The sequence below is a fragment of the Streptomyces sp. enrichment culture genome (genome assembly GCF_964272895.1).
In the GTDB taxonomy this organism is placed as follows: Bacteria; Actinomycetota; Actinomycetes; order Streptomycetales; family Streptomycetaceae; genus Streptomyces.
The window spans coordinates 436,923-463,062 of record NZ_OZ186832.1 but is presented as its reverse complement, the minus strand read 5'-3'; the positions used below and the strand labels follow the sequence as shown (position 1 = coordinate 463,062).

Sequence of the window (26,140 nt, the reverse complement as noted above, 5' to 3'; positions counted from 1 at the left end):
GATGCCGCGGTGCTCGTGACGGCCTCGGGCCGGTCGGCTGGGTCGGCCGGAGAGGTCACGGACCTGCCGGACGCGCTGTCGATGCGCATACGGGAACGGGGGCGGGCTGGGCGCGGTGCTGAGGGCGGGAGGACAGGGGAGGACAGGGGAGGGCGCCGCAAGGGCGTCCGGGGGAAGGGGATCAGGGGAGTCGCGGGGCTGCTGCGCCGGCGGTCGGGAAGGAGGGCGGAGTCATCTCGCTCTGGAGGCGGGGTGAAGTCATCACGCTTGCATCACCTTCCAGTTCCGGCTGGTTCCGCCCGTGAGGATGCCCGCGCGACACCGGAGCGAAGCGCGCATTCCGGCCATCTGCGCGGTGGTCGACGGCGGACGACGGACCCGGTGGACCGACGCGAGGGTCCACCGGGTCAGCGCCCGCGGCTTCGCCCACGGGAACGTTGCGGGGGAGCCGGGCGTGGAGGAGCAGGGGGGAGTTGGTGAGTGGGTGAACGCCCGCCCGCGGCCGCCGCCCCTACTCGGCGGCGGAGCCGAACCACCTCTCCAGACACGGCCGCAGCTCCCGCTGGTCGTCACCGACCCACGCCACATGACCGTCCGGCCGCAGCAGCACCGCGGGCACGTCCAGTTCCTCGCCGACGTCGACGACATGGTCGACCCGGTCGGCCCACCCCGCCACCGAGAGCCGCCCGGTCTGGTCGAGCAGCAGCCCGCGCCCGCCGTGCGTCAGTTCGTACAGGCGCCCCCGCTTCAGACGGACGTCCCGCATCCGCCGGCCCAGCAGCTCATGCCCCTCGCCGAGGTCGTAGCGCACCCCGGTCGCGGTGATCAGCTCGGTCACGTACCGGTTCACCTCGTCGAAGTCCATCAGCCTGGTGAACAGCGCCCGCAGTGCCGTGGCCCCGGCATCGGTCCGCATCAGCGCGATCTGCGCCCGGGTGTTGTCCAGTACGGCGGCACCCACCGGATGCCGTTCGGCGTGGTAGGTGTCCAGCAGCCCCTCCGGCGCCCAGCCGGCCACCGTGGCGGCCAGCTTCCAGCCCAGGTTGAAGGCGTCCTGGATGCCGAGGTTGAGCCCCTGCCCGCCGGTCGGCGGATGGATGTGGGCGGCGTCGCCGGCCAGCAGCACCCGGCCGACCCGGTAGCGCTCGGCCTGCCGGGTGGCGTCACCGAACCGGGTGAGCCAACGCGGCGCGCGCGCACCGAGGTCGGTGCCCGCTTCCGCCCGCAGCCGGTCCCTGAACTCCTCGATCGTCGGCTGGACCGTACGGTCCTCGGACACCCCCTCGGCGGGTACGACGACCCGGTACAGGCCGTCCCCCAACGGCGTGGCCCCGAAGCGCAGTTGCGTCCTGCGGACCTCCTCCACGACGGCGGCGACCGTCCCCGGATCCTCCGTCAGCTCCATGACCCCCAGCAGCGTCTCCACCGTGGCGGGCTCGCCGGGGAAGCCGACGCCGAGCAGCTTGCGCACGATGCTGCGGCCGCCGTCGCAGCCCACGAGGTAGCGCGAGCGCAGCCGAGTTCCGTCCGCGAGCTCGACGTCCACGCCGTCCTCGTCCTGACGCAGCCCGACCACTTCGCAGCCGCGCCGCAGGTCGGTGCCGAGTTCGAGCGCACGCTCCTCCAGCAGCCGCTCGGTCACCGGCTGCGGGACACCGAGGGTGTACGGGTGAGTCGTGTCCAAGCGGTCCGGCCACGGCTTGACGATGCCGCCGAACAGACCGCCCACTTGGAACTTCTCGCCGACCCCGAGGAAACGGTCCAGCAGACCGCGCTGGTCCATCATCTCCACGCTGCGCGCGTGCAGACCCTGCCCACGGGACTCCCCGGTCGGCTCCGTGAGCTTCTCGAGCACCACCGCACCGACGCCGTGCAGCCGCAGTTCGGCGGCCAGCATCAGACCGGTCGGCCCACCACCGGCAATGATCACGTCCATGGTCTAACGCCCCGTTTCCGCAGGTCCTTGCTGTGACGAGGGGCGATTCTGCGGCATGCCGGGGGCCTTGCCGCAAGGCCCCCGGTGCGCTATAAGTTGAGAGTGGCAAGAAGCGTGCGTGCTTCTTGCCTTTGTTGTTCTCTCCTCACGACACCGTTGCTCGCTCCCGCTGTTCGCAGGGGCGCCCGGCGCGGGCCACCGCCATGGCGAGCAGCAGCGCGGCGAGCGCGGTGAGTGCCGCGCCCCGCCAGCCGAACAGGTCCAGGAGCGGGGCGGCCAGGCCCGTACCGAGGGCCCCGATCGTGAAGTAGAGGACGAGATAGACGCTGCTGAGGCTGCCCGAGCGCTCGGGGTCCAGTGCGATGACGCGGCTCTGGTTGGCGGCCTGCGCGGCGAAACACCCGGCGTCGAACAGGGCCAGCCCGAACGCGGTGACCAGAGGGGTGCCGAGGCCGGTGGCGAGTACGGCCGTACCCGCCGCGGCCGCCAGCAGGGCCGCGGTGACCACGGTCCGGGAGCCGTAGCGGTCGGTGAGGCGCCCGGTGAGCGGCAGGACGGCGAACCCGAGCAGCCCGGCCAGGCTGTACAGGCCGATCGCGTTGGGCCCGAGGGAGTGCGGCGGCTGGGCGAGGGCGAGCGCGAGGGCGACCCAGACGAGGTTGAAGGCGATGTACCACAGCCCGCCGGCGGCCACCGCGCGCCGCAGCTCGGGGTGGTGGCGCAGCAGCGGGGGGAGCGAGGCGAGGGTGGCGCCGTAGCCGCGCGGGGACCGCGGGCGCTGCCGGGGCAGCAGCAGGGCTGCGGCGAGCGCGCAGACCAGCACGACGGCGGCGAAGACGAGCAGCATCGGCCGCCAGCCGAGGAGGTCGGCGAGCGTTCCGCCCGTCAGGCGGCTGAGCAGGATGCCGGCCGACATGCCGGCGGCCACGGTCGCCACCCCCGTCGCTCGCCGCCGCTCGGGCGCGTACCGGCCCGCGACGCTGCCGGCCTGTGCCGCGACGCTGGCGGCCGCGCCGATGAGCAGATAGGCGGCGAGCAGCACGGCTGGACCGGACGCCGTCGCCGCGAGCACCAGGGCGGCGGCCAGCGCGGTCAGCTGCGCGGCGACCAGGCGGTGGGGTGCCAGGTGGTCGGTGAGCGGCAGCAGCAGGGCGAAGCCCGTCATACAGCCGAGGAACGCGGCGCTCGGGACGAGGCCGATCACCGTCAGCGGGACGCCCAGATCGGCCGCGACCTCGGTGAGTGCGGGCTGGAGGGCGTAGTTGTTGGCTATCGCCGTACCGGCGATGACAGCGAGCAGCAGGGTGGCACCGCGGGCCGGCGCGGCGGTCACGGCCGGGCGTCCCGGGCCAGGACGACGACGTAACGGCACTCGTGGTCGGTGGTGTTGGAGAAGACGCGCGGTGCGGGCTCGCCGAGCTCCAGGGCGTCGCCCGCCTCGAGTTCGTGCACGTGGTCGCCGTCGTGGAAGGTCAGCCGGCCGTCGAGGACCCACACGACCTGCCGTACGAAGGCGAACGCGGCGGCCGGATACGGCACGGTCGCGCCCGCGGGCAGCCGGATCTCGGCGATCTCGGCGGGGAAGCGCGGGCCGCTGATCTGGCGGCGCAGATAGCCGGTGTCCGGGTCGCGCCACTCGGCGGCCTCGTCATGGCGCCGCACTTCCGCCGTGCTCTCCGGCCCTTCCTGCTGTCCCTCGGCCAGCGCCAGCAGGGAGGCGACGCTGAGCTGGAAGGCGGCCGACAGCTTGCCGAGCACGACGGCCGTCGGGCTGCTCTCGCCGCGTTCGATCCGGCTGATCATCGCCTGGGAGACCCCCGAGGCGTCGGCCAGCTGGGCCAGGGTCCACCGGCGGCGCTCCCGCTCGGTGCGGACGCGGGCCGCGATCTGCCCCACCAAGGGGTCTACTATGTTGGACATGGATCCAATATACGAGAGAGGTGGGGGCGCGGAGGTGCGTTCGGCCCACTCCGGTGGAGCCGCGGAGGTGCGTCCGGGTCGTCCCGCCGGGGATGGGGAGCTGCGTCCGGCTCGCCCTGCCGGCGACGTGGAGGTGCTTCCGGCTCGCCCCGCCGGGGATGTGGAGGTGCGTCCGGCTCGCCCCACTGACGCGGAGGCCATCCGAGAGATCCGCAACCACGCCATCGAGCACTCCACGGCGCTGTGGACCGAGACGCCCCAGTCCGCCGCCGAGGGCGAGGTCTGGCTGGCCGCCCATCTGGAGCGCGGCTCGGCGTTCGTCGCGCAGGCCGGGGGCGAGGTGGTCGGGTTCGCCGTCTACGGGCCGTGGCGGACGCTGGACGGATACCGGCACACCGTGGAGGACTCGGTCTACGTCAGGGAGGGCCGGCACGGCCTCGGCGTGGGTTCGGCGCTGCTCAGCGCCCTGATCGCCGCGGCGCGCGAGGCCGGCCACCATGTCGTGATCGCCGGCATCGAGGCCGGGAACGACGCGTCGGTCCGGCTGCACGAACGCTTCGGGTTCCGGCACGTCGGCACGATCCCCGAGGTCGGCACCAAGTTCGGCCGTTGGCTGGACCTGACGCTGATGCGGCTGCCCCTGCGTGAGGACCAGGGCCGGCACACCGCACCGCAGCACGGTGGGTGACGCCGCGATCCGCTCCGGCGGCGGTCAGGGCACGTACGACTCCAGCGTGCCGCGCCTGCGCAGGTCGAGCGTGGCGCAGTGGAAGGAGCCGCCGAAGGGCGCGTAGTGCAGCAGATCGCAGGGGATGGGCTCGAAGCCCCACTTCTCCAGGGCCCGCAGCATGCCAGTGTGATGCCGCTCCGCGATGACCCGCTTCTCGTCGATCATCAGCACGTTCATGCTGAGCCACTTGCCGCACATCGAGGTGAGCTTGAGCAACCGGTCGTCGAGCGGATCGGGCTCGGGGGCCACCAGCACGTCCCAGGACCGCACCGCCTCCGGCAGCCGGTCGACATCGATGTACTCCGGGTTGACCAGCACCTTGCCGGGGCCCAGCGGCACGAAGGTCGTGTCGATGTGCATGGGGGTGCGGCAGCGGCTCTCGACCTCGTGGATGCGGTAGGTGCCGCCGAGGTGGCGGCGCAGCCACTCGATGCCCAGCCGGTTGGTGACGTTGCTGGGGGTGACGAACAGATCGCGCCCCGCCCGGACGAAGTCTGCCGCGTCGAACACCGGCTCGAACTCGGTGAGGATCCGGCGCACCGGCTCCCCGTCCCGTGCCGGGCGGAACCCTGATTCGAACAGCTCGTCGGTGAGCTGCGGCTTGGGCGCCGCGGTCCAGCGCGCCCCGCGGCGGAAGCAGTCCTTGAGGATCTCCCGGTAGGCGTGCGTCTCGAAGTACCGGCACGGCCATGCCATCGGCGTCTCGATGATCTCGTCGCCGATCACCAGGAGGCTGTCGCGCGGGCAGGTGTTGCCGAAGCCTCGAGAGGACCACTCGGGTGTGCCGAAGGGCCGCCGGTAGTCGACCGGTGTCGGGCGCCGGACCGTGACGCCGAGGGACTCCAGGAGGGCCACGAAACCCTCCAGCTCCCGCTGGGCCGGTTCGATCAGGCGGTGCGGGTAGCGCAGTCCCGCCGCCAGCCGCTGGGCCCGCCCCGCCCACGGCGGGATGTTGCAGGTGACGACCGGATGGTCGGAGGGGATGGTCACGCCGTCCAGAGACCCGACGATCACTTCTTCCAACGGATCCCACTCGTTGTGGGAGTTCACCGGAGAACCCACGGGCTCGGCGGTGGGGCGCGTCCCCGTTGCAGGAATTCCGGGCTGCTGTACTGCCGTCATGGTCACCCGCCCTTGATCGCAGAATTCCGTGCTGCACGGGTACCCCGATCAGGTCCGGCGGAACGTCGCCCGGGGAGGGCGGCCGGCGCTCGGGGACGGTGGAACGTCGCCCGGGGACGGCGGCCGGTGCTCGGCGAGTGCGCCGGTGTCACTCGTCGAGCAGCCGCCACGCGGCGAGCGCCAGACGGGCCCGGGTCAGCCCGGCCGGCCCGGTGAGGTCGAGGCCCAGGGCCCGCCCGAGCTGCTCGACGCGGCGGGCGACGCTGCTGTGGTGCAGATGCAGCAGCTCGGCGGCGCGGCGCAGCGAGCCGGTGGCGCAGTACACGTCGAGCGTCGCCATCTCGTCCGGGCGGCCGGCCAGCCGGGCGAGCGCGGCCACGTCCGGGTTGGCCCGCAGGGCGTCCCGCGGGACCTCGGCCAGCAGCGCCAGCGCGCCCAGCTCGGCGTGGAGCACGACGGGCCGGCGTTCGCCGGTGAAGCGCAGGGCGGTGCGGGCCTGACGCCAGGACAGATCGGGGCTTGCGGCCTCGCCGACGCCCGCGCGCACATCCGCCGGAAAGGCCGCCGGGTCCACCGTGGTGGCCAGCAGCACCCCCACGCCGGCGAGCGGCGCCGCCTTGACCGGGCGGGACGGGCAGATCATGCCGCCGATCCGGTCCAGCGGCACCTCGGAGCGTACGGCGACCACCCGCACCGGCAGATCGGCGGCGAACCCCAGCAGCCGCAGGGCCCGCGCCCGGGCCGCCTCGTCGCTGTCCGGGCTGATCACCAGCTCGACCAGCGCGGGGTCGGCCATGGTGGTACGGGCCGGACCGTACCGTTCCAGAGCCGCCGCGGCGGCGATGGCCAGCCGGTCCAGGAGCACGTCGTCGAGCGCGTTGGGCGGGGACCCGGCGGCGCGTTCCAGCCACACCGCGCCGATCTCCTCGTCGTCCAGGGTGACCGGCACCGTGGTGGACGCGGGGGAGGGCGGTGTGGCGGCCGCCCTGCCGTCCGGTGCCATGCGGAGGGACCGGCCCGTGCCGTGCACCGCGATGCCCACCACGCACTCGGCGAGGCCCGCCGACGCCCGGGCGAGCGCCGGGAGGTCCACGCGCCGGCGCATGAGCGTGTCGTAGAACGCGACGATGCGCATCGCGCCATCGACGTAGGGATCAAGTCCCGACAGCCGTACGGCCAGTGCCTCCATGAGCGCAGGATAGACGGGCGGCGGTGCGCCGTTCGGCGCGCGATCGGGCCGGGACGCGCGACGGTCGGCGGATGACCCGGCGCGGGGCGGCCCCGAGGATGGCCGTCATGGATCCCGAACTCGAAGCATTCGTCCCGCTGTTCCCGCCGGCCGACCTCACCGACCCGGTCGCCGCCCGCAGAGGACTCGCCGCGCTGGCCGCCGCGGTACCGGCCCCCGACCTCGGGGACATGGAGGTGGAGGACCGCACGGTGCCCGCCGATCCCGCGGTGCCGGTCCGTGTCTACCGGCCGCGCGGGGCACGGGGAGCCGTGGTGTGGCTGCACGGCGGCGGATTCGTGATGGGCGACGTGGACACCGAGCACCCCTGGGCCGCCCGGATCGCGCAGAGCTCGGGCGCGGTGGTGGTCTCCGTCGGCTACCGGCTGGCCCCCGAGCACCCCTTCCCCGCCGCCCTGGACGACGCCTACGCCGCCCTGACCTGGACGGCCGAGCACGCGGCCGAACTCGGCGTCGACACCGACCGGATCGCCGTCGGCGGGCACAGCGCGGGCGGCGGGCTGGCGGCCGCGCTGGCCCTGCGGGCACGGGACGAGAAGGGGCCCGCGATCTGCTTCCAGCTGCTCAACCAGGCGGGCCTGGACGACCGTCAGGAGACCTTCTCCCAGCGGAACTTCACCGACACCCCCTGGTTCACCCGCGCCAAGGCCGCCACCTCCTGGCGGCACTACCTCGGCTCCCGGCCCGCCACCGCGTACGCGGCCCCCGCACGGGCCGACGACCTCTCCGACCTGCCCCCCGCCTACATCGCCACCGCCGAGTTCGACCCCAACCGCGACGAGGACATCGCCTACGCGCTGCGCCTGCTCCAGGCCGGCGTCTCGGTCGAACTCCACCAGTGGCCCGGCACCTTCCACGGCTCACAGGCCGTGCTGAGCGCGGAGGTCTCCCAGCGCCAGAACGCCGAACTGGGCGCCGTGCTGCGCCGCGCGCTGGCCGGGTGAGCCGCGCGCACCGACCGGGGCCCGACCCGTCGACGACGACGAAAGGACACGACTTGAGAATCCGAACGGTGTTGTGCGCGAGCGTGGCCGCCCTGAGTCTGGGGGCGGGCGCGGTGGTGGCGGCTCCCGCGCCCGACGGGCCGGCCACGAGCACGGCGGACGCCAGGGGCCACGCGGCGCTGAGCTCAGCGCTCCAGGACGTCCATCGCGCCGGAATTCCCGGCGTGTTCGCGGAAGTCCGCGACGAGGGCCGCGTCTGGCGCGGCGCCTCCGGGGTGGCCGACGTGGACACCGGCCGCCCGGTGCGGCCCGGCATGCGCCAGCGCGTCGGCAGTGTCACCAAGACCTTCACCGCCGCCGCGGTCATGCAGCAGGTCGAACGGGGCCGGGTCGGCCTGGACACCCCGATCGGCACCTATCTGCCGCACCTGGTGCCCGGGGAGCGCGGTCGGAAGATCACCGTCCGGATGCTGCTCAACCACACCAGCGGCATCCCCGACTACATCCCCTACGCCTTCCCGTCCCTCAAGGGATGGGATCCCGCCCACGCCTCGCCCGAGAGCCTGGACGACAACCGGTTCCGGCGCTTCCGGCCCGCCGAACTCATCGAGCTGGGCCTGTCCGCCCCTCCCGCCGCCGAACCCGGCGCCCCGACCGGCGTGTACTCCAACACCAACTACCTGCTCCTCGGCCAACTCCTGGAGGAGGTCACCGGGATGCCCGCCGAGCGGTACATCACCCGGCACGTCATCCAACGCGCCGGCCTGCGGCACACCGGCTTCCCGGACGGCCCGCGCGTCAGGGGACCGCACTCCCGGATGTACGAGGCGCTGTACGGCCTCATCGACCCGCCGCGCGACTACAGCGTCTACGACATGTCCTGGGTGTCGACCGGCGCCGGACTCGTCTCCACCATGGAGGACCTCAACCGCTTCTACGCCCGGCTCCTCGACGGCCGGATCGTCCGGCACGCGACCCTGGCCGAGATGCAGCGCACCGTCCCGGTCCGCGCGCTGGACGGCACGACGATCGACTACGGCCTCGGACTGCACCGGGAGGACATCCCCGGCTGCGGCACCTTCTGGGGCCACGACGGCACCGTCTGGGGCGCCGGCACCCTGTCCCTGACCCGTGCCGACGGCCGCCGCCAGATGTCCGTCGCGGTCAACCTCATGCGGTGGAACGAGCTGGACTCCTCCGGCAGGCCCCAGCCCCACCCGATCGACGGCGCCCTGGAGACGCTGTACCACCGGGCCCTGTGCGGCTCGTAGCTATACGGCGTACACATACATCTCCGCCTCCCGTGGTAGATACGGGGAGCAAAGCCCAGGCGCGACCCACTGGAGGCGGGGATGGCCAAGGACCGGGCCGGGACGGACCACCGCGGCCGGCCGGATCCCCCGGCACGGCGGGCGAGCGACCGCGGCCGCTACGGCCGACTGAGCCGTGAACGCGTCCTCGCCGCCGCGCTGGACCTGGTCGACCGCGAGGGCCTCTCCGCCCTCAGCATGCGCCGCCTCGGCGCGGAACTCGGCGTCGAGGCGATGGCGCTCTACCGCTACGCCGAGGGCAAGGACGCCCTCCTCGACGGTCTCGTCGAGGCGCTCTACCTCGAACTCGAGCAGCGGCTCGGCGCCGAGGACGGCACGGGCCGCCGACCGCGGGCCAGGCAGGCCGCGGCCGGTGGGCCCGAGCCCGCGGAGGTGCCCGAGTGGCGGGCCGGGCTGCATCGCATCGCGCGGGCCACCTACGACGTCTGCCTCGCCCACCCCCAGGCGGTGCCGCTGCTCACCACCCGCATGCTGGCGGTGCCCCTCGCCCGGCGTCCGCTCGCCGTGCTCAAGGACCATGAACGCGTCCTGGTTCTGCTGGGCCGCGCGGGCCTGGACGACACCCAGGCGGCCGCCGCCTTCGAGGCGGTCACCGCATGGATCCTCGGCTATGTCTCCGCCGAACTGCGGCCCATGGTCGACAACCCCGACGAGTCCGACCCGGCCTTCCGGCTGGGCCTGCACCGCATGCCCGCGCAGGAACTGCCCACTCTGCGCCGCACGGCCCCCGCCCTCGCCGAACGCACCGGCCCCGAGGGCCTGGCGGCCGGCCTGGACGCGCTCCTGGACCGCTTCACCGACCCGGCCCGGCGCTCCAGCCGTAGGCCGTGATCCCGCCGACGCGGGGTCCTTTCCAGCCTGTCGCGGCCCCGTCCGGGTGACGCCCGACGACGGTCGGCAGGGAACACCGACGGCGCGGGCGCGGCTCATGGGGCCCTCCCACGCGGCACCCTCGGCGTGCGTCACGGGCCCTCCTTCCCCGCGGCACCCTCAGTGCGGGTCACTGCCCCTGCCCCGCGGCACCCTCGGCGTGGCTCACGGGCCCCTCCCCCGCGGCACTCTCCGTCGCGAGCATCGCCCCGGCGACCTCGCCGACCGCCGTGTCGGGGAGGGCGGTGGCGGCCTCCTGGAGGACCAGCAGCCGTGCGCCGGGGATCTCGCGTGCCAGCGCCTCCCCGTTGCCGAGCGGGAAGAACGGGTCGCGGCGGCCGTGGACGACGAGCGTGGGCACCTGGATCTCGGGCAGCCGCTCGCGCCAGCGGGGTGCGCAGTCGAGCCGCGCGAACACCATGCCCAGCTGGTTGGCCATCTGGACCGGGGGCGCGGTGCCGGGCGTGCGGTCCCAGACGCGGGCGGCGATCGCGCGGGCGGCGACGGGATCGTCACCGCGGATCTCCGCACCGGCGGCGGCGAAGCGGGCGACCGCCTCGGCATCGGCCCAGTCGGGCAGCGGCCGCGCGAACAGCCGCTTCATCGTCGCCTCGTCGTGGCCGGGGAGGTCGTCGTCGGGCGGGCCGGGCGCGACCGGGCGGGTGCCGACGAGGGTGAGTGCCGAGAACGCGCGCGGATGGTCGAGCACCGCCACCTGGGCGACCATCCCGCCGACCCCGATCCCGCCGAGGTGCGCGGGCCCGCCGCCGAGCGCGCCGACCAGGGCCGCCGCGTCGGCGGCGAGGTCGCGCAGCGTATAGGCGGGGTGCTGCGGGTCCGTCGTCGTGGACTGCCCGCTGTCACGCAGGTCGTAACGCACGACACGGCGCCCGGCGGCGGCGAGGCGCGCGCACAGCGCGTCGGGCCAGGAGAGCATCGTCGTCCCGCCCACGAGCAGGACGAGCGGCGCGTCCTCGGCGCCGAACGACTCGATGGCCAGGGTGATTCCATTGACGTCGACAGATCGGTTCATGAGGGGGCAGACCCGCAACGCCGCCCGGACTCATCGCTCCCGCACGCGGCGGACGCACGCGACGGACGCACGCCACGGACGCACGCGGCGGAGCCGTCGGCGCACGGCTGACTCCCTGGAGGCCGACCTCGGCGGGCTCGACCCGCAGCCCGTCAGCGCGGCACCCTTCACCGAGTACGGCAGCAGGACGCGCAAGGGCGTCCCCGGCACCCGCCCGCTGGCCGCCCCGCTCAACGTCTTCTCGCCGTACGCCTGGTACGACCTGAGCGACGGCGCGGACCCGCTCGACCTCACCGTGGGACAGGCCGACCCCCAACTCGGCCGCAGCGAGCCCTACCTGCGGCTGATCGAGTTCAAACGCCCGGTCGGCGCCTGGACCTACCAGTCCCCGCCGGTGGCCGCCCAGAACCGGCCGTACTGGGTCGCGAGGAGCTGAGATCCACCGGTGTCCCCAGTTCCCTGACAGATCACCGACCGCCGTGGACAATGGTCCGTCGTGGGGCTGGGGAGACGCTTACAGAGCTGTGCCGTCGTGCTCGTCTGCGGGCTCGTCCTGGGCGGCTGTACGGGCGGGGACGGAGGCGGGGGCGACACCGCACCGCGTCCCGGCGCGGCCTCGTCCGCCGCCGGCGGTCGTCCGTCGGCGCCGCCCTCGCCGCTGCCCGCCGACGCCCCGACCGAGACGGCCGACCCGGCACGGTCGCCGCGCACCGGCCCGCAGGCCATGACGCTGATCCGCCAGGTGATCGCGGACGAGCACACCGTCGGCAACGGGGCGCGGCGCGGGACACCGTACGAGAGTGATCCGGCGACCTGGGGTGTGCTCGGCGAGGACTGCGGCTGGCGGCGCGAGCCCCTGCCGGCGGACGTCCTGGCCGACCTGCGGCGCAACTTCGAGGTGCCGGGCACCGGGGACGTGCCGGGGCTGCGCCTGACGGCCACGGTCACCGTGCACCGCACCGCCCTGGACGCCGCCTGGGAGCAGGCCCGGATGATGGAGGAGGCCCTGGCCTGCCCCCGGCAGGTGCTGGGTGCGGGCGAGGAGCTGACCGGGCTGGCCTCCGGGGCCTTCGCCTGGGGCGAGGGCAACAACACCTTCGCCGACGACTCCCTCGTCGAGGACGGCGAGTGCCGCAGCGACACCCGCGGCGGCCCCCACCCGTACGCGTGGACGCAGGTGGTCTACGGACCCGTGGTCATCAGCGCCTCCTTCTGCGGCGGGGCGGAGGAGACCAGGGAGGCGGCGATGGACCTGGTGCGCAACTACCTCCTGGTGATGATGAGGGCCGTGAAGGACCGGATCGGCCGGCCGGTGACCGGGGAGGGCGCGTGACGGACCGGTTGCTGCCCTCCGACCCCGTACGGCTCGGCGGGCACCGGCTGCTCGCGCGGCTGGGCGCGGGTGGCATGGGCGTGGTGTATCTGGCGCGCACGGACGCCGGGGACCTGGCCGCGGTGAAGGTGATCCAGCCGGAGTACGCCGAGGACGCCGCGTTCCGTGAGCGGTTCCGGCGCGAGGTGGCCGCCGCCCGGCGGGTGGTGAGCCCCTGGGTGGTGCGGGTGACCGGCGCCGACGCGGAGGCGCGGGCGCCGTGGCTGGCGACGGCGTTCGTGCCCGGCCCCTCGCTGGCCGAGGCCGTCGCCCGGTGCGGCCCGCTGCCGGAGCCGGCCGTGCGGGTCCTGGGGCGGGTGCTGGCGCGGGCGTTGGGCGCCGTGCACGAGGCCGGGCTGGTGCACCGGGACGTCAAGCCCGGCAACGTCCTGCTCGCCCTGGACGGCCCCCGCCTCATCGACTTCGGCATCGCCCGCTCCACCGCCCCCGAGGCGACCGCTCTGACCTCCGACAGCGTCGTCGTCGGCACCCCCGGCTTCCTGTCCCCGGAACAGGCCCGCGCCCGCGACGACATGGGCCCCGCGAGCGATGTGTTCTCGCTGGGCTGCGTACTGGCGTACGCGGCGACCGGCCGGCCGCCGTTCGGCACCGGTGCCGTCGAGGCGCTGCTGTACCGGACCGTGCACGACCGGCCCGACCTCGGCGGCATCGAGGACACCGGGCTGCGGGACCTGCTGGAGCGCTGTCTGGCGAAGGAACCGGGGGAGCGGCCGGGGGCGGCCCGCCTGGCGGAGCTGCTGGGCGACCCGGGCGCCTCCGGAGCGGGGGAGGCCGACGGCTCGGTCGACTGGCTGCCCGAGGACGTCGTCCGGGTCGTCGCCGACCGCACCGCCGAGATCCTGGCCCTGCCCGCCGTGGAGCCCACCCAGGGCGGCGCCCCCACCGGCCCGGCCCGGCGGCGTCTGATCGCGCTGGCCGCGGGCGGTGCCGCGCTGGCCGCGGCCGGCGGGGGCGCCGCCCTGTGGGCCGTCCTGCGCGACGACGGCGCAGGCGACCGGCCCATGGCGGCCGGACGGCGCTGGGTGATCGGTGTGCAGGCCGACCTGAGCGGGCCGCAGCGGGAGGCGGGCCGCGCCCAGGAGCGGGCGGTGCGGATGGCCGTCGAGGAGTTCAACTCCCGTACCCGCAGACCGTTCACCCTCGCCGTGCAGGCCGTCGACGACCAGGGGCTCGCCTCCGGCGCACGGGCCGCGGCCCAGCGGCTGACCGGTGACCGGGACGTCCTCGCCGTCGTGGGCCCCACCGGCTTCACCGCCGCCGCGGCCGCGCTGCCGGCGTACGAGAGCGCGGGGCTGCCGCTGCTGACGGTCTCCGAACTCTCCCTGTCCGCACCCTCCTCCGGGCTCGTCCTCGCACCCAAGGTCTACTTCTACGGTGCCCCGCCCGCACCCTCGGCCGGCTATATGACCGACGCCCGCCTCGCCGAACTCGGTGTGCGGCGGCCCGGTGTCGTCATGGACCGCGCGGGCCGGCTGACCGGACGCGAGAGCGTGCAGATGGCGACCAACGTGGCCGAGAAGTTCGCCCTCGACCCGTATGTACGGGTGGTGCCCGCCGCGGCGCCCGACCCGGCCGTGGTGATCTCTGACATGATCGCCCACGGCATCGACGCCCTCTTCTACACCGGCACCCCCGAACGGGCCGCCCGCTTCGCCCGCGCGCTGGCCGCACGGACGTTCTCCGGGCCGACGTTCCTCGACATGCCGGCCGCCGCCGACGCGTTCATCGCCACCGCGGGCCCGGCCGCCGCCGAGGGCTGGGAGGCGTTCGTCTCGTACACCAGCCCCGACGCCCCCGCCGTGCGCGGCTTCGCCGCCGCCCACCGCAAGCGGTACGGGGAACCGCCCGGCGTCTGGGCCGTCGAGGCGTACGACATCACCCGCCTCGTCGCCGACCGCGTGACCGCGCTGCACCGCAGGCACCGCCGACGCCCCACCCGTGCGGAAATGACGGCGGCGATTCGCACCGCGAACTTCGAGGGCGTGGCCGGGACGTACGCCTTCGAGCGCAACGGCCTGTTCAAGGGCAGCCGGATGAGCCATCTGCGCGTCGTCGACGGGCGCTGGCGCCCGGTCACCCTCCCGCCGGCCTGAGGAGGGAACGGGCATGCGCGCGCTGACGGCACGGGACGCCGTCGAGATCGGCGGGCACCGGCTGCTGGCCCGGCTCGGCGCGGGCGGCATGGGCGTGGTCTACCTCGCCCGCACCTCGGGCGGACAGCTGGTCGCGCTGAAGGTGGTGCGCGCTGAGTACGCCGCCGACCCCGCCTTCCGAGCCCGCTTCCGACGCGAGGCGCGGCTCGCGGCCCAGGTGCGCGGCCGCTGGGCCGTCCCCGTCACCGGCGCCGACCCGCAGGCGCGGGAGCCCTGGCTGGCGACGGCGTTCGTGCCCGGCCCCACCCTCGCCGAGGCGGTCGCCGCGAGCGGGGCGCTGCCCCTGGCCGCCGTCCTCGGCCTCGGCCGGTGCCTCGGGGACGCGCTCGCCGGCCTGCACACCGCCGGACTGGTCCACCGGGACGTCAAGCCCGGCAACATCGTCCTCGGCCGCGACGGACCCCACCTCATCGACTTCGGCATCGCCCGGGCCGAGGGCATCACCGCGCTGACCGCGCCCGGCGCGGTGATCGGCACCCCTGGTTACCTCTCCCCGGAGCAGACCCGCGCCCACGACGACGTGGGCCCCGCGAGCGATGTGTTCTCGCTGGGCTGTGTCCTGGCGTACGCGGCCTCGGGGCGGCCCCCGTTCGGCGGTGGCGACCCGGCCGCCGTGCTGTACCGCACGGTCCACGAGGACCCGGACCTCACCGGCCTGGACCGCCTCCCGGCAACCGCCCGCACGGCCGTCGCCCGCTGCCTGTCCAAGGACCCGGCGCACCGGCCCACGGCCGCGGAACTGCGCGACGCCCTCACGGACGTACGCGATCCACGGCTGGCCCTCACCGGCGGGGAAGCGGGCCGCGCCGAGGAGGACTGGCTGCCGCCCGCCGTGCTGCGGCTGGTCGCCGCGCACTCCGCGCGGGCCCTGGACCCGCCGGCGCGCGAGGCCGCTCCCGCGGAGGAGGACGGTGAGCGGTCCGGGCCCTCCCGGCGGCGCTTCCTCGCCGTCGGCGCGAGCGCGGGCGGGGTGCTCGCGGCCGGCGGGATCGGGGCGGCGGCCCTGGCCCTGCGGGGCGGTGGCACGGGCGGCGGCGGGGGAGAACGCCCGGTGCGCACCATCGGTCTGCAGGCCGTCGGCACGGAGCAGGAGCGCGGCGCCCGGCTGGCCGTGGCCGCGCACAACTCCCGCGCCGACGCCCCGTTCCGCCTCGCCCTGCGCGCCGTCGCCGACCCCTCCGCCGACGCCGCCCGGCGCCTGGCCGCCCATCCCGCCGTGCGCGCGGTGCTGGGTCCGGCCACCGACGCCGCGGCGGTGGAGGCCGGGAAGGTGTACGCGAACGCGCGGATGGCGATGGTGCTGGTGTCGGCGCACACCCCGCCGATGAACCTCGAACTCGGCGAACTGGTGCGGTACGTGTGCGGCACCCGCGTGGGCGAGGACGCCCTGGCGGCCCACGTGTCGATCCACCTCACCCGCGCCGCCGACGCCCACCGGACCGCGGTCGTCGAGGACGGGGCGGGCGGCTCCCGCGCCGCCGAGACGACCCGCGTCCTGCGCCTGGTGCCGCCCGGCGTCGGGACGCTGACCGTGCACCAGGTGGCCGCCGGGGAAGCCGACTTCGGCCCGGCGGTCCGGGCGGCGCTGGCGACGCGGCCGGACGCCGTCGTCTACGCGGGCCTCTCGCCCGTCCGGGCCGCCGCCTGCGCCCGTGCCCTGGCCGACCGGGGCTTCACCGGGCCGCGGGCCGCCCTCGAGCCGGTGCTGCGGGAAACGTTCCTCGACGCGGCGGGCGACGCGGCCGGCGGCTGGGTGATCGCCGCCTCGCACACCGAGGTGCAGTCCCTGCGCACCGGTCCCGCCCGCGCCTTCACCGCCGCCTACCGCCGCCGGTACGGCGCCCTGCCGGGCCGCTGGGCCGCCGAGGCGTACGACGCGGTCGCGCTGATCGCCCGGGTGCTGCGCGACTTCGGCGACCGTTCGGCCGACGTGGCGCCGGGGCAGATCGCGGACCGGCTGTTCCGCACGCCGCTCGACGGGGTGGTCAAGCCCCTGCGCTTCGAGACCGACGGTTACGGCCTCGACGCGGACACGCCGGGTTTCCTCTACGGGGTGTCCGCGGGGCGCTTCCGCTTCCTGGGCCGCCATGACGAGGTGACCCGGCCCTTCGCGGGGTGAGGGCTCGAGGCGGGGGTGACGTGGCTTCAGGGGCGGCCGTGTGCTGTCACCGGCCCACCGGATCGCCCTCCGCCCCGTCGGTCCGCGTGCGCAGCGCCAGATGGCCGCCGTGGTGCAGGGGCGTGCCCGGCTTCAGAAGGGCCGCCTCCGTACCCGTACGGGCGTCGAAGAGGTGGATCTCGCCGTGGCCGCCGCGGGTGACGGCGACCCAGTCGGCGGCCGGCGAGGCGGCCACCGCACGGCGCTCGACGCCGTCCCAGGGGGTGCCGCCGCGGCGGGGCGCGCCGTCCATGGCCGGGAGCGGGAGGCGGCGTACGGCGTCGGACGGGCCGAGCAGGACCAGTTCGTCGCCGTCGGGGTGGACGCGGGTGAACGCGGTGTGGTCGCGGGCGAGGGCCAGGCGGAAGACCAGTCCGGGGCCGAGGTCCGTGAGGGTGGTGCGGTGCGTCTCCAGGTCGTGCCGCCACGCCTGGTTGGTCCACTCCGGCCAGCGCAGCGGGTCGGCGGTGCCGCCGCGCAGGGTCGACCACAGGGCCCGGCGGCGCGGGTCGAACCGCAGATACCAGCCGCGGGCGGGCGAGTCCCAGGGGACGACCGGCTCGGCGACGAGCGCGTCGCCCTCCCGGCGCGCCCGGTGCACTCCCTCGCCGGTGGCCGCGAACACCCGCGCCGCGCCCGGGTCCTGGGCGTCGCCGTGGCCGTCGCCCGGCAGCGGCAGGCCGGTGTGCGGGGTGACGGGCGGGCAGCCGGGCGGCACGTCGAGCAGGTCGGCGAACCGGTGCACGGCGAGGGCGCCCGGCTCCCGGTGGCGCAGGACGACGAGCGGGTCGCCGCCGCCCAGGACCGTCACACCCGGTTCGCCCACCCGCGTCCGCATCCGTGCCGACGCTCCGGTGGCCAGGTCGGCCACGGTCAGCAGGTCCGACCACGGTGCGGTGTTCTCGCCCAGCCCGGTCGTCACGGCCACCAGGCGGCCGGCCGGGTCGCACGCCAGGTGCTCGGCGGGTACGGCGACCGGGATCGCGGCTTGGACCAGCTCCTCGCCGAACGGGTCAAGCACCAGCAGTTCGCCCCGGCGGTCGTCCACGCACGCCACCCGACCGCCCGGCAGCGCGAGGAAACCCGCGTGCTCGGAGAGATGACGGCCGGTCAGCCGCGCCGTCTCGGTGCCGTCCGGAACGGTGAGCACATGGACGGAGCCCGCCACATGGTCGGAGACGAGGAGCAGGGCGGGTGCGGCGGTCACGGGGGCCTCCATGGCCTCTTCGGAATCAGGCGGTCACGGCCGCCGGGGAGCGGTCGGTCACGCCTCGTCGGAGCGATCGGTTAGTGAAAACGATTATCATGTATCTTCGATGCGTTCGAGGGACTCCCCAGAAGAAGCGAGGGCATCGATGCTGCGTTCACCGTCGAGAATCGTCCGCACCTGGATCGCCGCGGCGATAGCCGGTTCCGTCCTGGTGGGGTGCGGCTCCTCCGGCGAGTCCGCGCCCGAGGAGACGGCCGCGGCCGCCCGCACCAGGACCGACGTCACGGTCCGACCCATCACGGCGGCACGGGAGTTGACCGACGCCAAGGGCGTGAAGATCTCCCTGGAGAAGGAGCCGCGCCGCATCGTCTGCCTCTTCGCGCTCTGCGACGACATCCTGACCGAGCTGGGGATGGTGCCCACCGCCACCAACAGCGCGCTGCTCGCCCACCCCGCCTTCCTGGGCGAGGCGAAGGCCGCGAAGGTCCCCGTCGTCCCCGGCGGCTTCATCGCCCCCGAGGTGGAGGCGATCCTCTCCCACAAGCCCGACCTGGTGATCGGCCTGGGCGACACCCACGGCAAGCTCGCCCCCGCGCTGAAGGGCGCCACCGTCTTCTGGCCCATGCAGCCGGAGACCTGGGAGGACAGCGTGGGATATCTGCGGGACGTGGCCGCGCTGACCGGGCGCACCGCCGAGGGCGAGAAGGCGGAGAAGACGTTCCGCACCAAGCTGGCCGCGGCCGAGAAGAACAGGAGCGACAAGACCGCGCTCATCGTCTTCGGCAGCGACGAGAACTTCGGCGTCGCCACGCCGGAGGCGGACGTGACCGCCAGCCTCTTCCCGAGGATCGCCCACTACCCGTGGAAGTCGCGGGGCGTGGACGGCACGTACAGCATGGAGGAGATCCTCGCCCGGGACGTCGACGTGCTCTTCTCGGAGACGATCGCCTTCGGCGAGGTCGACGGCAAGCTGACGGACAAGCTCGCGGAGAACCCGCTGTGGGGGAAGATCCCGGCCGTCGAGAACGACGCCGTCCACGAGGTGAACGCCGAGGTGTGGGCCAAGGGGCGCGGGACCCGCTCGCTGGGCATCGTGCTCGACGAGGCCACGGCCGCCCTGCGGTGAAGGGCCCCGGCGCACCGCGCAGGGCACGGCTCCAACCGGCCGCCGTCCTCGCGCTTTTGACCGCCGCGGCGGTCTGCGGACTGAGCCTCGGCACCCCCTACGTCCCGCTCCACCGCCTGCCGGCCGCTCTGCTGGACGGCGACACCACCCTCGCCGGCATCGTCGTCGGTGAACTGCGCGTCCCCCGGCTGGTGCTGGCGCTCGTCGCCGGCGCCTGTCTGGGCGCGGCCGGGCTGGTGCTCCAGGAGGCCCTGCGCAATCCGCTGGCCGTCCCGGAGATGCTCGGAGTGTCCTCGGGGGCCGCGCTGGGCGTCGCCGCGCCGCTGGTGCTGGCGGTGGCCGTCCCGGCGGCGGTGCAGCCCCTGCTGGCCATCGGGGGCGCCGCCCTCGGCGGTGGACTCACGCTGCTGGCCGCCGGGTTGGGGCGCAGCCCGTCCGCCGTCCTGCTCACCGGGGCGGCCGTCGCCGCCGCGCTGCAGGCGGCGCTGCTGGTGCTCATGGTGATGGCCGACCAGCTCGACCTCCAGCTGATCTACCGCTATCTGCTCGGCTCGCTGTCCGCCCGCACCTGGGACGACGTCACCGGGCTGTGGCCCTGGCTGCTGGTCGCGCTGCCCGCGCTCGTGCTGTGCGCGCCGGTCCTGTCGGTGCTGCGGCTGGGCGACGAGGACGCCGAGGCGCTCGGGGTGCGCGCCCAGCGGGCCCGGCTGGCCGCGCTGGCCATCGCCGTCGTGCTGATCGCGCCCGTGACGGCGGTGTGCGGGCCGGTGGCCTGGGTCGGCTTCCTCGCCCCGCACCTCGCCCGCCGCCTCGGCCCGCACGGGGACGCGGTGCGCTGGCTGCCCTGGTCGGCGGCGTGGGGCGCGGTCGTGGTGGCCGTCGCCGACGTCCCCGCCCGTCTCGCGCTGGCCCCCGTGGAGACCCCGGTCGGCGCGTGGACGGCCCTGCTCGGCGTACCCGCGGGAGCCGTGCTGCTGCGGTCGGGCGGCAGGCCCCGTACGGCGGTGTCCGGCGCCGGGGATCAGCAGGCTGCGGCGGTCTCCGGGGACGCCGTCCGCGAGCGGGGGAGTGCGGCCGGATCGCCCGGTGCGCGTGTCCCCTCGCCGGCCGGCGAGGTCGTGGCCGGCGGTGCCGGCGAGCACGTGGAGGGGGCGCGGTGACCCGGCGTTTCACGGGACTTCTGGTGCTCGTCGTGCTCTGTGCGGGTGCCGGGCTGGTGGCCGGCCGGGGCATCTCCCCGGCCGTGGTGGGGGAGGTGCTGGGCGGCGGCGGTGACCCGACCGAGCGGCACATCCTGTTCCAACTCCGGCTGCCCCGCCTGCTGGTGGCGCTCGGCGCCGGGGCGTGCCTCGGTGTCGCGGGGCTGGTGCTCCAGTCGGCGCTGCGCAACCCGCTGGCCGGTCCGGAGGTGACCGGGGTGACGCCGGGCGCGGTGCTCGGGGCCGTGGCCGCGACCGGCCTCGGACTCGCGGGCTGGGAGTCGCCGTTCGCCGTGGTGGTCGCCGCGTGTCTCGGCGGCTGCGCGGGCGCCGCGCTGCTCTGGCTGCTGGCCGGCCGCGGTGGCGGCGACCCGGCGCGGACCGCCGTGTACGGGGTGCTCGTGTCGGCCGTGCTCGGCGGCCTCACCGCGATGGTGCTGCTGGTCGCCCCCGGCCAACTGGGCAGCGTCGTGCAGTGGTTGGTCGGCACGACCGAGGGCCGGGTGTGGCAGCACTGGCATCTGCTGTGGCCCTGGGCCCTTCTCTGGGGGGCGGCCGCGTGGCTGCTGACCGGACCGCTGACCCTGCTGCGCTGCGGCGACGACATCGCCACCGCCGCCGGGCTCGCCACCGCGCGGGCCCGCAGCCTCGCCCTGGTGTGCGCGGTGGCGCTCACCGCCGGTGCCGTGGCCGCCGTGGGCGCGCTGGGCTTCGTCGGGCTGCTGGTGCCGCATCTCGCGGTGGCCGTGTTCGGCGCGGACCTGCGGCTGGCCCTACCGGGTGCCGCCCTGACGGGCGCGGCCGTGGTGTGCGGGGCGGACGCGGCGGCTCAGCTCGGCTCGCGTCTGCTGGCGTCCGCGCTGGACGCCGAGCGGCTGACGGTGCCGGTCGGGGCGCTCACCACCTGTGTCGGGGCCGCGCTGCTGCTGGTGGTCGTACGCCGGGCGCCGAACGGCACGTTCTGAACGCGACGAAGGACTGAGCATGACCGAATCCATGGGGATACGCGTCGAGGGCGTGCACTTCGGCTATCCCGGCCGCCCCGTGCTGCGCGGCGTCGACCTGACCGTACGACCGGGTGAACTGACCGCCCTCATCGGTCTCAACGGCTGCGGGAAATCCACCCTGCTGCGGCTGGCCGCCGGGCTGCTGAGACCGGCCGAGGGCCGGGTGCTGCTGGGCGGGGACGACCTCGCCCGGCTGTCCCGGCGGTCCGTCGCCCGGCGCATCGCCCTGCTCCACCAGGCCGCCCCGGCCGTACCGGGGATGACGGTACGTCAACTCGTACGGCAGGGGCGGTACGCGGCGCGCGGCCCGCTCGGCATGCTGCGCGAGGGCGACGACCCCGTCGTACGGCGTGCCCTGCGGGACGTCGGGGTGCAGGAGTGGGCCGAGCGGCCCGTCGACGCGCTGTCCGGGGGTGAACGGCAGCGGGTGCGCCTGGCGATGGCGCTCGCGCAGGACACGCGGGTGCTGCTGCTGGACGAGCCGACCACCTATCTCGACCTGCACCACCAGCTGGACGTGCTCCAGACGGTGGTGCGGCTGCGGGCGGAGCGTGGCCTGACCGTCGTCATGGTGCTGCACGACCTGGCCCACGCGGCCCGGTTCGCCGAGCGGATCGTCGCGCTGCGCGACGGGCGGGTGGTGGCCGACGGGGCGCCGAAGGAGGTGGTGACGCCGGGGCTGCTGGCGGACGTGCTGCGGGTGGCCGGCCGGGTGGGCCCGGACCCGGAGGGCGGCTGGCCGGTGTGTTACCCGGATCACCCTCTTCCCGCCCCGCAAGGACTGGAATATGAAAATCATATTCATTAGAGTGCGGAGTGCGGGGCTCGCCCGAGCACCGCATCTCCCTTACGAACAAGGAGAGTTCATGGAGAACGAGCAGATCTTCGCTCCCATCGCCGACCCGGGCCAGCTGGCCCACGCCTCGGCCACCCACTCCAACGCCCTCGTCGAGAACCCCTTCGACGACAACGAGGAGTAAGCGAGGCACTCCCTCGACCGTGGGCCCGCCCGTCTGCCTTCCGGGCGGGCCCACCGCCATCGACGGCCCCTTCCCCAGGAGAACCCACGTGTCCCGCAGTCAGCTCGCCCCCGGTGTCGAGGTCGTCGCCGTGCCCGGCCGCGGCCTCGCGGTCCGCACCGCCGACGGAGAGTTCCTCAGCGTCCGCACGGGCGACACGGACACCGGCGCCCTCCTGGCGCGGCTCGCGGGGGACAGCGGCCCCGACGCCGGGTCCGACCCCGAACTCGACCGGCTCACCGGCGCGTTCGAGAACGCCGGATACCTCGCCCCGGCCCAACGGCAGGCCCCCTGGCCCGCCGAGCGCCGGGACGTCCTGCTGCTCGGCGCGCCCCTGATCACCGAACCGCTCGCCGGGCACCTGCGGGCCGCGGGCGCCGCACCCCGCCCCGCCACGGCGGACGAGGTGACCGAAGCGGCCGCCGCACCGGCCCCCGGCCTCGCCGCCGTCGTCTGGTGCCTCGACGCGCCGGTGCCCGAGGGCCTGTGGGACAGCGCCGACCGGCTGCCCCGCCACGGTGTCGCCTGGCTGCGCTGCCACCGCGAGGGATGGCAGGCATACGTCGAACCGCTCGCCGCCGCCCCCGGCGACGTCACCTCCGCCCACGTCCGCGCCCGGCGCCTCGCCGCCACCCCCGCACACCGCGAACTGACCGCGTACTGGCGCGGACCGCGCACCTGCGGCGCCCCGGCCGACCTCACCCCGGCCGCGGCCGCACTGCTGGCCGCCCTGCTCGCCGACGACCTCACCCGCTGGGCCACCGGCCGCGCCGAACCGACCGCGCACCGCAGGCTGCGACGCGTCGACCTGCGCACCCTGACCGTCACCGGACACCCGGTGCTCCCGGTCCCCGACGTCACCGGGAACCCCGTATGACGGCGTCCACCGACACCGTCGCCGGCCTCGCCACCGACCTCCGGCTCCCCGACGGCCCCGGCCCCTTCCCCGCCGTCGTCGTCCGCACCCCCTACGACCGCCGCCGGCACCACGCCGAACTGCGCGGCTGGGCGCGGCGCGGATTCGCCGCCGTCGCCCAGGACGTACGGGGACGGCACGCGTCACCGGGGGAGTGGCGGCCCTACGAGAACGAGGCCGCCGACGGCACCGCCACCGCCCGCTGGCTGCGCCGGCAGCCCTGGTGCGACGGCCGGCTGGTGGCCGTCGGCGCCTCCTACGCCGCCCACTGCGCCCTCGTCCTCGCGCTCGACGCGCCCGAGGACGCCCGCCCGGACGCCGTGATCGCCGCCGTGCCGGCGCTGGGCGCCGCCGACACCGCCCGCGAACCCTCGGGCGTGGAGCGGCTGGCGGCGCGCGCCGGATGGTGGGCCGCACACGGCGACCGACGGGACTCCGACGACAGCGCCCTGGCGAAGGCCCTCGCCGCGGATCCCGGCCTGCTCACCCGGCTGCCGGTCACCGCCCTGCCCGAACGGCTCGGGCGCGCCCTGCCCTCCTGGCCGGGACTGTGGCGGCACCGCGCCAGGGGCCTGCTCGTCGAGCGGGCCGAACACGCCCGGGTGCCGCTGCTCGCCGTCGGCGGACACCACGACCACTTCACCGAGGACACCGTCGCCCTGTGGCAGCGCTGGGGCGGGCCCTCGGCCCGGCTCCTGCTGGGCCCCTGGGGACACGCCCTGACCGCCCGCCCCGGCCCCGACGCACGGCCCGAGCACCGGCTCGACCTCGGGGACCTGTACACGCGTTGGGCGCGGCGGGCCCTCGCCGCCGAGCTCCGTCCCGGCCGCCGGGGCGCGGTCGCGCTGGGCGACAGCCCCCTGTGGACGCCGGCCGGCACGGCGGGCGAACCCCGCGCGGTCACCGTACGGGCCCTGCACGGCACCTCCTTCACCGCCGACCCCGAACACCCCGTCAGCTCCGAGGACCTGACCGTCCCGCAGGACACCGAGCCCGACCGCTGTCTGCTCGTCACCCCGCCCCTGCCCCGCCCGCTGGACCTGCTCGGCCCCGCGGAGGTGCGGCTGCGCGCCACCGCCGACACCCCGTCCGCCGACTGGGCCGCCCGGCTCGTCGCCCTCAGCCCGGCCGGTGCGGCCGAGCGGCTCGCCACGGGCGTCGTCCGACGGGCCGCACCACCCGGCACCCGGACCGAGTTCACCGTCGGCCTCGGCCGGCTCGCCCGGCGGCTGCCCGCGGGAACCCGGCTGCGGCTGGAGATCGCCGGGCACCACTTCCCGGCCCACGCCCGCAACCCCCACACCGGCGAGGACCCGGTCACCGCCACCCGCCTGCTGCCCTCCCGGCGCACCGTCGACCCCGCGAGCGTGACGCTGCTGCTGCCCGCGCTCGACTCCCGACCCCGACCCGTCGATCCCGCACAGGAGATCACCCGATGACGCCGCTGCCGCTGGAAGCCCTGGTCGACCCCGTCTGCGGCATCGTCCGCAAGGTCGAGCCCGTGGCGCACCCGGCGGGCGCCCCGCCCCGCTACACCGCGCTCACCGCCGAGATATCCGACGCCCGCAGACTCGGCCTGTGGCCCGCCGACCGGGTCTCCCTCGGCACCACCTTCGGCGACCCCGAAACCGCCCGGATCGCCGCCGTCGCCGAGGGCATCGAACGCTACTGCGGCAACCGCGTCCCGCCGCCCGGCCACCCCGACGCCCCCCTGCGCGCCACCGCCGCCGAGCTGACCGCCAAGGGCCTGCGCCTGTACGGACCGGACGAGCTGCCCGCGTACGCCCCCTGGCAGTACGCCCGCGAGAAGTTCCCCTACCGCCCCCTCACCGCCGACACCCCGGCCCTGTGGACACGGGGCACCGAACGGCTGCCGGACGGCACGTCCGCCGAGGTCTGGGCGCCCGTCGCCCTCACCCACCTCAACTGGCGCCAGGGCGAGCTGCGTTCCCTGCCGCGCACCCACCACCTGAACTACGCCGGCATCGCCACCGGCCAGGGCTTCGACGACGCCGTCGAACGCGCCCTGCTGGAGATCGTCGAACGCGACGCGCTGGAACTGTGGTGGCACCTGGACGGCCCCACCCGCGGCATCGACCCGGCGAGCGTGCCCGGCCTCGCCGACGACCTCGCCGGCAGCTCCCTGGAGGTCCATGTCGTCCAGATGCCCTCGGAGTTCGCGCCCTGCATGGCCGCCCTCGTCCGCGACCCGGAGCGCGGACTGCACGCCGCCGGGTTCGCCTGCAAGTACGACCCCGCCGAGGCCGCCCGCAAGGCCGTCCTCGAAGCCGTCCACACCTGGGTCTTCACGCAGGGCCTCACCGGGCCCGACGGGTGGGTGTTCCAGGCCGTCGAGGCAGGGCTGCTGGCGCGCGGGCTCTACCTGGACCACCGTGCCGACGGACGCTATCTCGACGCCTGCGGCGCACAGTTCGAGCACGTCCGGGACCTCGGCGCGCATGTGCAGGTGTGGCTGGACGAGCGGATGGCCGCCGAGGCCCGCCGGTTCACCGCGCCCGCGCTCGGGGTCGTGCCCGTCGACGCCGTCGAACCGGGCGGCCGGGAGCGGCTGGAGCGCGCGCTGCACGACGGCGGGCACCGCCTCATGACGTTCGACGTCACCACCGAGGACGTGGCCGAGACACCGCTGCGCGTGGCCCGCGTCCTCGTCTCCGGGCTGCTGCCCAACGCCCCCGCCGCCTTCGGCTACTTCGGCTGCCCGCGCCTGGCGGACGCCGCCCTCGCCCGAGGCTGGCGCACCACCGCCCCGAGCGCACCGGAGGACTTCACGCTGGCTCCTCCGCCGCACATGTGAGGGCGAGCC

23 protein-coding genes are annotated in these 26,140 nt (G+C 75.4%); 16 read left to right on the top strand and 7 right to left on the bottom strand.

The features are described 5' to 3' along the window. Window positions 1-511: 511 nt before the first annotated feature. The 3 genes from rox to ACSU6M_RS02025 form a co-directional block, all read right to left on the bottom strand. Window positions 512-1,936, bottom strand: a complete 1,425-nt coding sequence (rox, locus tag ACSU6M_RS02035) for a rifampin monooxygenase (protein ID WP_437066469.1) — start codon at window positions 1,934-1,936, stop codon at window positions 512-514. A 145-nt stretch (window positions 1,937-2,081) separates the two neighbouring features. Beyond that, window positions 2,082-3,269 (bottom strand): MFS transporter, encoded by a 1,188-nt coding sequence (locus tag ACSU6M_RS02030; RefSeq protein ID WP_437066467.1) that lies wholly within the window; start codon window positions 3,267-3,269, stop codon window positions 2,082-2,084. Further along, a complete protein-coding gene (locus tag ACSU6M_RS02025; RefSeq protein ID WP_437066465.1) occupies window positions 3,266-3,856 on the bottom strand; it encodes a helix-turn-helix domain-containing protein in 591 nt (196 codons plus the stop codon). Before ACSU6M_RS02025 ends, ACSU6M_RS02030 begins: the two co-directional genes overlap by 4 nt. Window positions 3,857-4,016: 160 nt before the next feature. On the opposite strand from ACSU6M_RS02025, the gene ACSU6M_RS02020 reads away from it, so the two are divergent. Further along, a complete protein-coding gene (locus ACSU6M_RS02020; RefSeq protein ID WP_437074970.1) occupies window positions 4,017-4,544 on the top strand; it encodes an N-acetyltransferase family protein in 528 nt (175 codons plus the stop codon). A gap of 24 nt (window positions 4,545-4,568) precedes the next feature. Here ACSU6M_RS02020 and ACSU6M_RS02015 read toward each other — a convergent pair whose 3' ends face one another. Together ACSU6M_RS02015 and ACSU6M_RS02010 are read right to left on the bottom strand one after the other, a co-directional pair. Beyond that, entirely contained in the window at window positions 4,569-5,708 is a 1,140-nt protein-coding gene (locus tag ACSU6M_RS02015) for an amidinotransferase (RefSeq protein ID WP_437066463.1), read from the bottom strand. A 148-nt stretch (window positions 5,709-5,856) separates the two neighbouring features. After that, complete coding sequence (locus ACSU6M_RS02010; protein ID WP_437066461.1) at window positions 5,857-6,897, bottom strand: helix-turn-helix domain-containing protein; 1,041 nt, start codon at window positions 6,895-6,897, stop codon at window positions 5,857-5,859. A 107-nt stretch (window positions 6,898-7,004) separates the two neighbouring features. Here ACSU6M_RS02010 and ACSU6M_RS02005 point away from each other — a divergent pair, with 107 nt between their 5' ends. The 3 genes from ACSU6M_RS02005 (at window position 7,005) to ACSU6M_RS01995 (ending at window position 10,063) form a co-directional block, all read left to right on the top strand. Beyond that, the gene (locus ACSU6M_RS02005; RefSeq protein WP_437066460.1) at window positions 7,005-7,901 is read left to right on the top strand and encodes an alpha/beta hydrolase; all 897 of its coding nucleotides are present in this window, start codon (window positions 7,005-7,007) and stop codon (window positions 7,899-7,901) included. 179 nt (window positions 7,902-8,080) lie between these two features. Then, window positions 8,081-9,172: a serine hydrolase domain-containing protein gene (locus tag ACSU6M_RS02000; RefSeq protein WP_437074968.1), complete on the top strand. Its 1,092-nt coding sequence runs from the start codon at window positions 8,081-8,083 to the stop codon at window positions 9,170-9,172. Between the two features lie 81 nt (window positions 9,173-9,253). After that, window positions 9,254-10,063, top strand: a complete 810-nt coding sequence (locus ACSU6M_RS01995) for a TetR/AcrR family transcriptional regulator (protein ID WP_437066458.1) — start codon at window positions 9,254-9,256, stop codon at window positions 10,061-10,063. A gap of 169 nt (window positions 10,064-10,232) precedes the next feature. Here ACSU6M_RS01995 and ACSU6M_RS01990 read toward each other — a convergent pair whose 3' ends face one another. Then, window positions 10,233-11,135: an alpha/beta fold hydrolase gene (locus ACSU6M_RS01990; RefSeq protein ID WP_437066456.1), complete on the bottom strand. Its 903-nt coding sequence runs from the start codon at window positions 11,133-11,135 to the stop codon at window positions 10,233-10,235. Here ACSU6M_RS01990 and ACSU6M_RS01985 point away from each other — a divergent pair. The 4 genes from ACSU6M_RS01985 to ACSU6M_RS01970 are packed head-to-tail and all read left to right on the top strand — an operon-like array spanning window position 11,134 to window position 16,800. Further along, the gene (locus tag ACSU6M_RS01985; RefSeq protein WP_437066454.1) at window positions 11,134-11,571 is read left to right on the top strand and encodes a hypothetical protein; all 438 of its coding nucleotides are present in this window, start codon (window positions 11,134-11,136) and stop codon (window positions 11,569-11,571) included. The genes ACSU6M_RS01990 and ACSU6M_RS01985 overlap by 2 nt on opposite strands. 60 nt (window positions 11,572-11,631) lie before the next feature. Then, a complete protein-coding gene (locus ACSU6M_RS01980; RefSeq protein ID WP_437066452.1) occupies window positions 11,632-12,468 on the top strand; it encodes a hypothetical protein in 837 nt (278 codons plus the stop codon). After that, a complete protein-coding gene (locus ACSU6M_RS01975) occupies window positions 12,465-14,621 on the top strand; it encodes a bifunctional serine/threonine-protein kinase/ABC transporter substrate-binding protein (protein WP_437066450.1) in 2,157 nt (718 codons plus the stop codon). Before ACSU6M_RS01980 ends, ACSU6M_RS01975 begins: the two co-directional genes overlap by 4 nt. Window positions 14,622-14,634: 13 nt before the next feature. Then, the gene (locus ACSU6M_RS01970) at window positions 14,635-16,800 is read left to right on the top strand and encodes a bifunctional serine/threonine-protein kinase/ABC transporter substrate-binding protein (RefSeq protein WP_437066448.1); all 2,166 of its coding nucleotides are present in this window, start codon (window positions 14,635-14,637) and stop codon (window positions 16,798-16,800) included. Window positions 16,801-16,846: 46 nt separating this feature from the next. Here ACSU6M_RS01970 and ACSU6M_RS01965 read toward each other — a convergent pair whose 3' ends face one another. Beyond that, window positions 16,847-18,058, bottom strand: a complete 1,212-nt coding sequence (locus tag ACSU6M_RS01965; RefSeq protein ID WP_437066446.1) for a hypothetical protein — start codon at window positions 18,056-18,058, stop codon at window positions 16,847-16,849. 136 nt (window positions 18,059-18,194) lie between these two features. Between ACSU6M_RS01965 and ACSU6M_RS01960 the strand changes: the two genes are divergently transcribed. The 8 genes from ACSU6M_RS01960 (at window position 18,195) to ACSU6M_RS01925 (ending at window position 26,131) form a co-directional block, all read left to right on the top strand. Continuing rightward, entirely contained in the window at window positions 18,195-19,175 is a 981-nt protein-coding gene (locus ACSU6M_RS01960) for an ABC transporter substrate-binding protein (RefSeq protein ID WP_437066444.1), read from the top strand. A gap of 56 nt (window positions 19,176-19,231) precedes the next feature. Continuing rightward, the gene (locus tag ACSU6M_RS01955; RefSeq protein ID WP_437066442.1) at window positions 19,232-20,335 is read left to right on the top strand and encodes a FecCD family ABC transporter permease; all 1,104 of its coding nucleotides are present in this window, start codon (window positions 19,232-19,234) and stop codon (window positions 20,333-20,335) included. Next, window positions 20,332-21,339 carry a FecCD family ABC transporter permease gene (locus ACSU6M_RS01950; protein ID WP_437066440.1) on the top strand — a complete coding sequence of 336 codons (1,008 nt, stop codon included), beginning with the start codon at window positions 20,332-20,334 and terminating at the stop codon, window positions 21,337-21,339. The genes ACSU6M_RS01955 and ACSU6M_RS01950 overlap by 4 nt, the downstream gene beginning before the upstream one ends. Before the next feature lie 19 nt (window positions 21,340-21,358). Further along, a complete protein-coding gene (locus ACSU6M_RS01945) occupies window positions 21,359-22,189 on the top strand; it encodes an ABC transporter ATP-binding protein (protein ID WP_437066438.1) in 831 nt (276 codons plus the stop codon). 58 nt (window positions 22,190-22,247) lie between these two features. After that, on the top strand, window positions 22,248-22,361 hold the full coding sequence (amiA, locus tag ACSU6M_RS01940; RefSeq protein WP_437066436.1) for a streptamidine family RiPP: 114 nt from the start codon (window positions 22,248-22,250) through the stop codon (window positions 22,359-22,361). Window positions 22,362-22,449: 88 nt separating this feature from the next. Next, window positions 22,450-23,277 (top strand): hypothetical protein, encoded by an 828-nt coding sequence (locus tag ACSU6M_RS01935; RefSeq protein ID WP_437066435.1) that lies wholly within the window; start codon window positions 22,450-22,452, stop codon window positions 23,275-23,277. Continuing rightward, complete coding sequence (locus ACSU6M_RS01930; RefSeq protein WP_437066434.1) at window positions 23,274-24,755, top strand: CocE/NonD family hydrolase; 1,482 nt, start codon at window positions 23,274-23,276, stop codon at window positions 24,753-24,755. The genes ACSU6M_RS01935 and ACSU6M_RS01930 overlap by 4 nt, the downstream gene beginning before the upstream one ends. Next, the gene (locus ACSU6M_RS01925) at window positions 24,752-26,131 is read left to right on the top strand and encodes a YcaO-like family protein (protein ID WP_437066433.1); all 1,380 of its coding nucleotides are present in this window, start codon (window positions 24,752-24,754) and stop codon (window positions 26,129-26,131) included. Before ACSU6M_RS01930 ends, ACSU6M_RS01925 begins: the two co-directional genes overlap by 4 nt. The last annotated feature ends 9 nt before the right edge of the window (window positions 26,132-26,140 follow it).

Coding starts and splice junctions, on each gene's coding strand:
- ACSU6M_RS02025 (WP_437066465.1), bottom strand. CDS start 3,856: ATGTCCAACATAGTAGACCCCTTGGTGGGGCAGATCGCGGCCCGCGTC.
- ACSU6M_RS01970 (WP_437066448.1), top strand. CDS start 14,635: ATGCGCGCGCTGACGGCACGGGACGCCGTCGAGATCGGCGGGCACCGG.
- ACSU6M_RS01965 (WP_437066446.1), bottom strand. CDS start 18,058: ATGGAGGCCCCCGTGACCGCCGCACCCGCCCTGCTCCTCGTCTCCGAC.
- ACSU6M_RS01990 (WP_437066456.1), bottom strand. CDS start 11,135: ATGAACCGATCTGTCGACGTCAATGGAATCACCCTGGCCATCGAGTCG.
- ACSU6M_RS01945 (WP_437066438.1), top strand. CDS start 21,359: ATGACCGAATCCATGGGGATACGCGTCGAGGGCGTGCACTTCGGCTAT.
- ACSU6M_RS01995 (WP_437066458.1), top strand. CDS start 9,254: ATGGCCAAGGACCGGGCCGGGACGGACCACCGCGGCCGGCCGGATCCC.
- ACSU6M_RS02015 (WP_437066463.1), bottom strand. CDS start 5,708: ATGACGGCAGTACAGCAGCCCGGAATTCCTGCAACGGGGACGCGCCCC.
- ACSU6M_RS01985 (WP_437066454.1), top strand. CDS start 11,134: ATGAGGGGGCAGACCCGCAACGCCGCCCGGACTCATCGCTCCCGCACG.
- ACSU6M_RS01925 (WP_437066433.1), top strand. CDS start 24,752: ATGACGCCGCTGCCGCTGGAAGCCCTGGTCGACCCCGTCTGCGGCATC.
- ACSU6M_RS01960 (WP_437066444.1), top strand. CDS start 18,195: ATGCTGCGTTCACCGTCGAGAATCGTCCGCACCTGGATCGCCGCGGCG.
- rox (WP_437066469.1), bottom strand. CDS start 1,936: ATGGACGTGATCATTGCCGGTGGTGGGCCGACCGGTCTGATGCTGGCC.
- ACSU6M_RS01930 (WP_437066434.1), top strand. CDS start 23,274: ATGACGGCGTCCACCGACACCGTCGCCGGCCTCGCCACCGACCTCCGG.
- amiA (WP_437066436.1), top strand. CDS start 22,248: ATGGAGAACGAGCAGATCTTCGCTCCCATCGCCGACCCGGGCCAGCTG.
- ACSU6M_RS02010 (WP_437066461.1), bottom strand. CDS start 6,897: ATGGAGGCACTGGCCGTACGGCTGTCGGGACTTGATCCCTACGTCGAT.
- ACSU6M_RS02005 (WP_437066460.1), top strand. CDS start 7,005: ATGGATCCCGAACTCGAAGCATTCGTCCCGCTGTTCCCGCCGGCCGAC.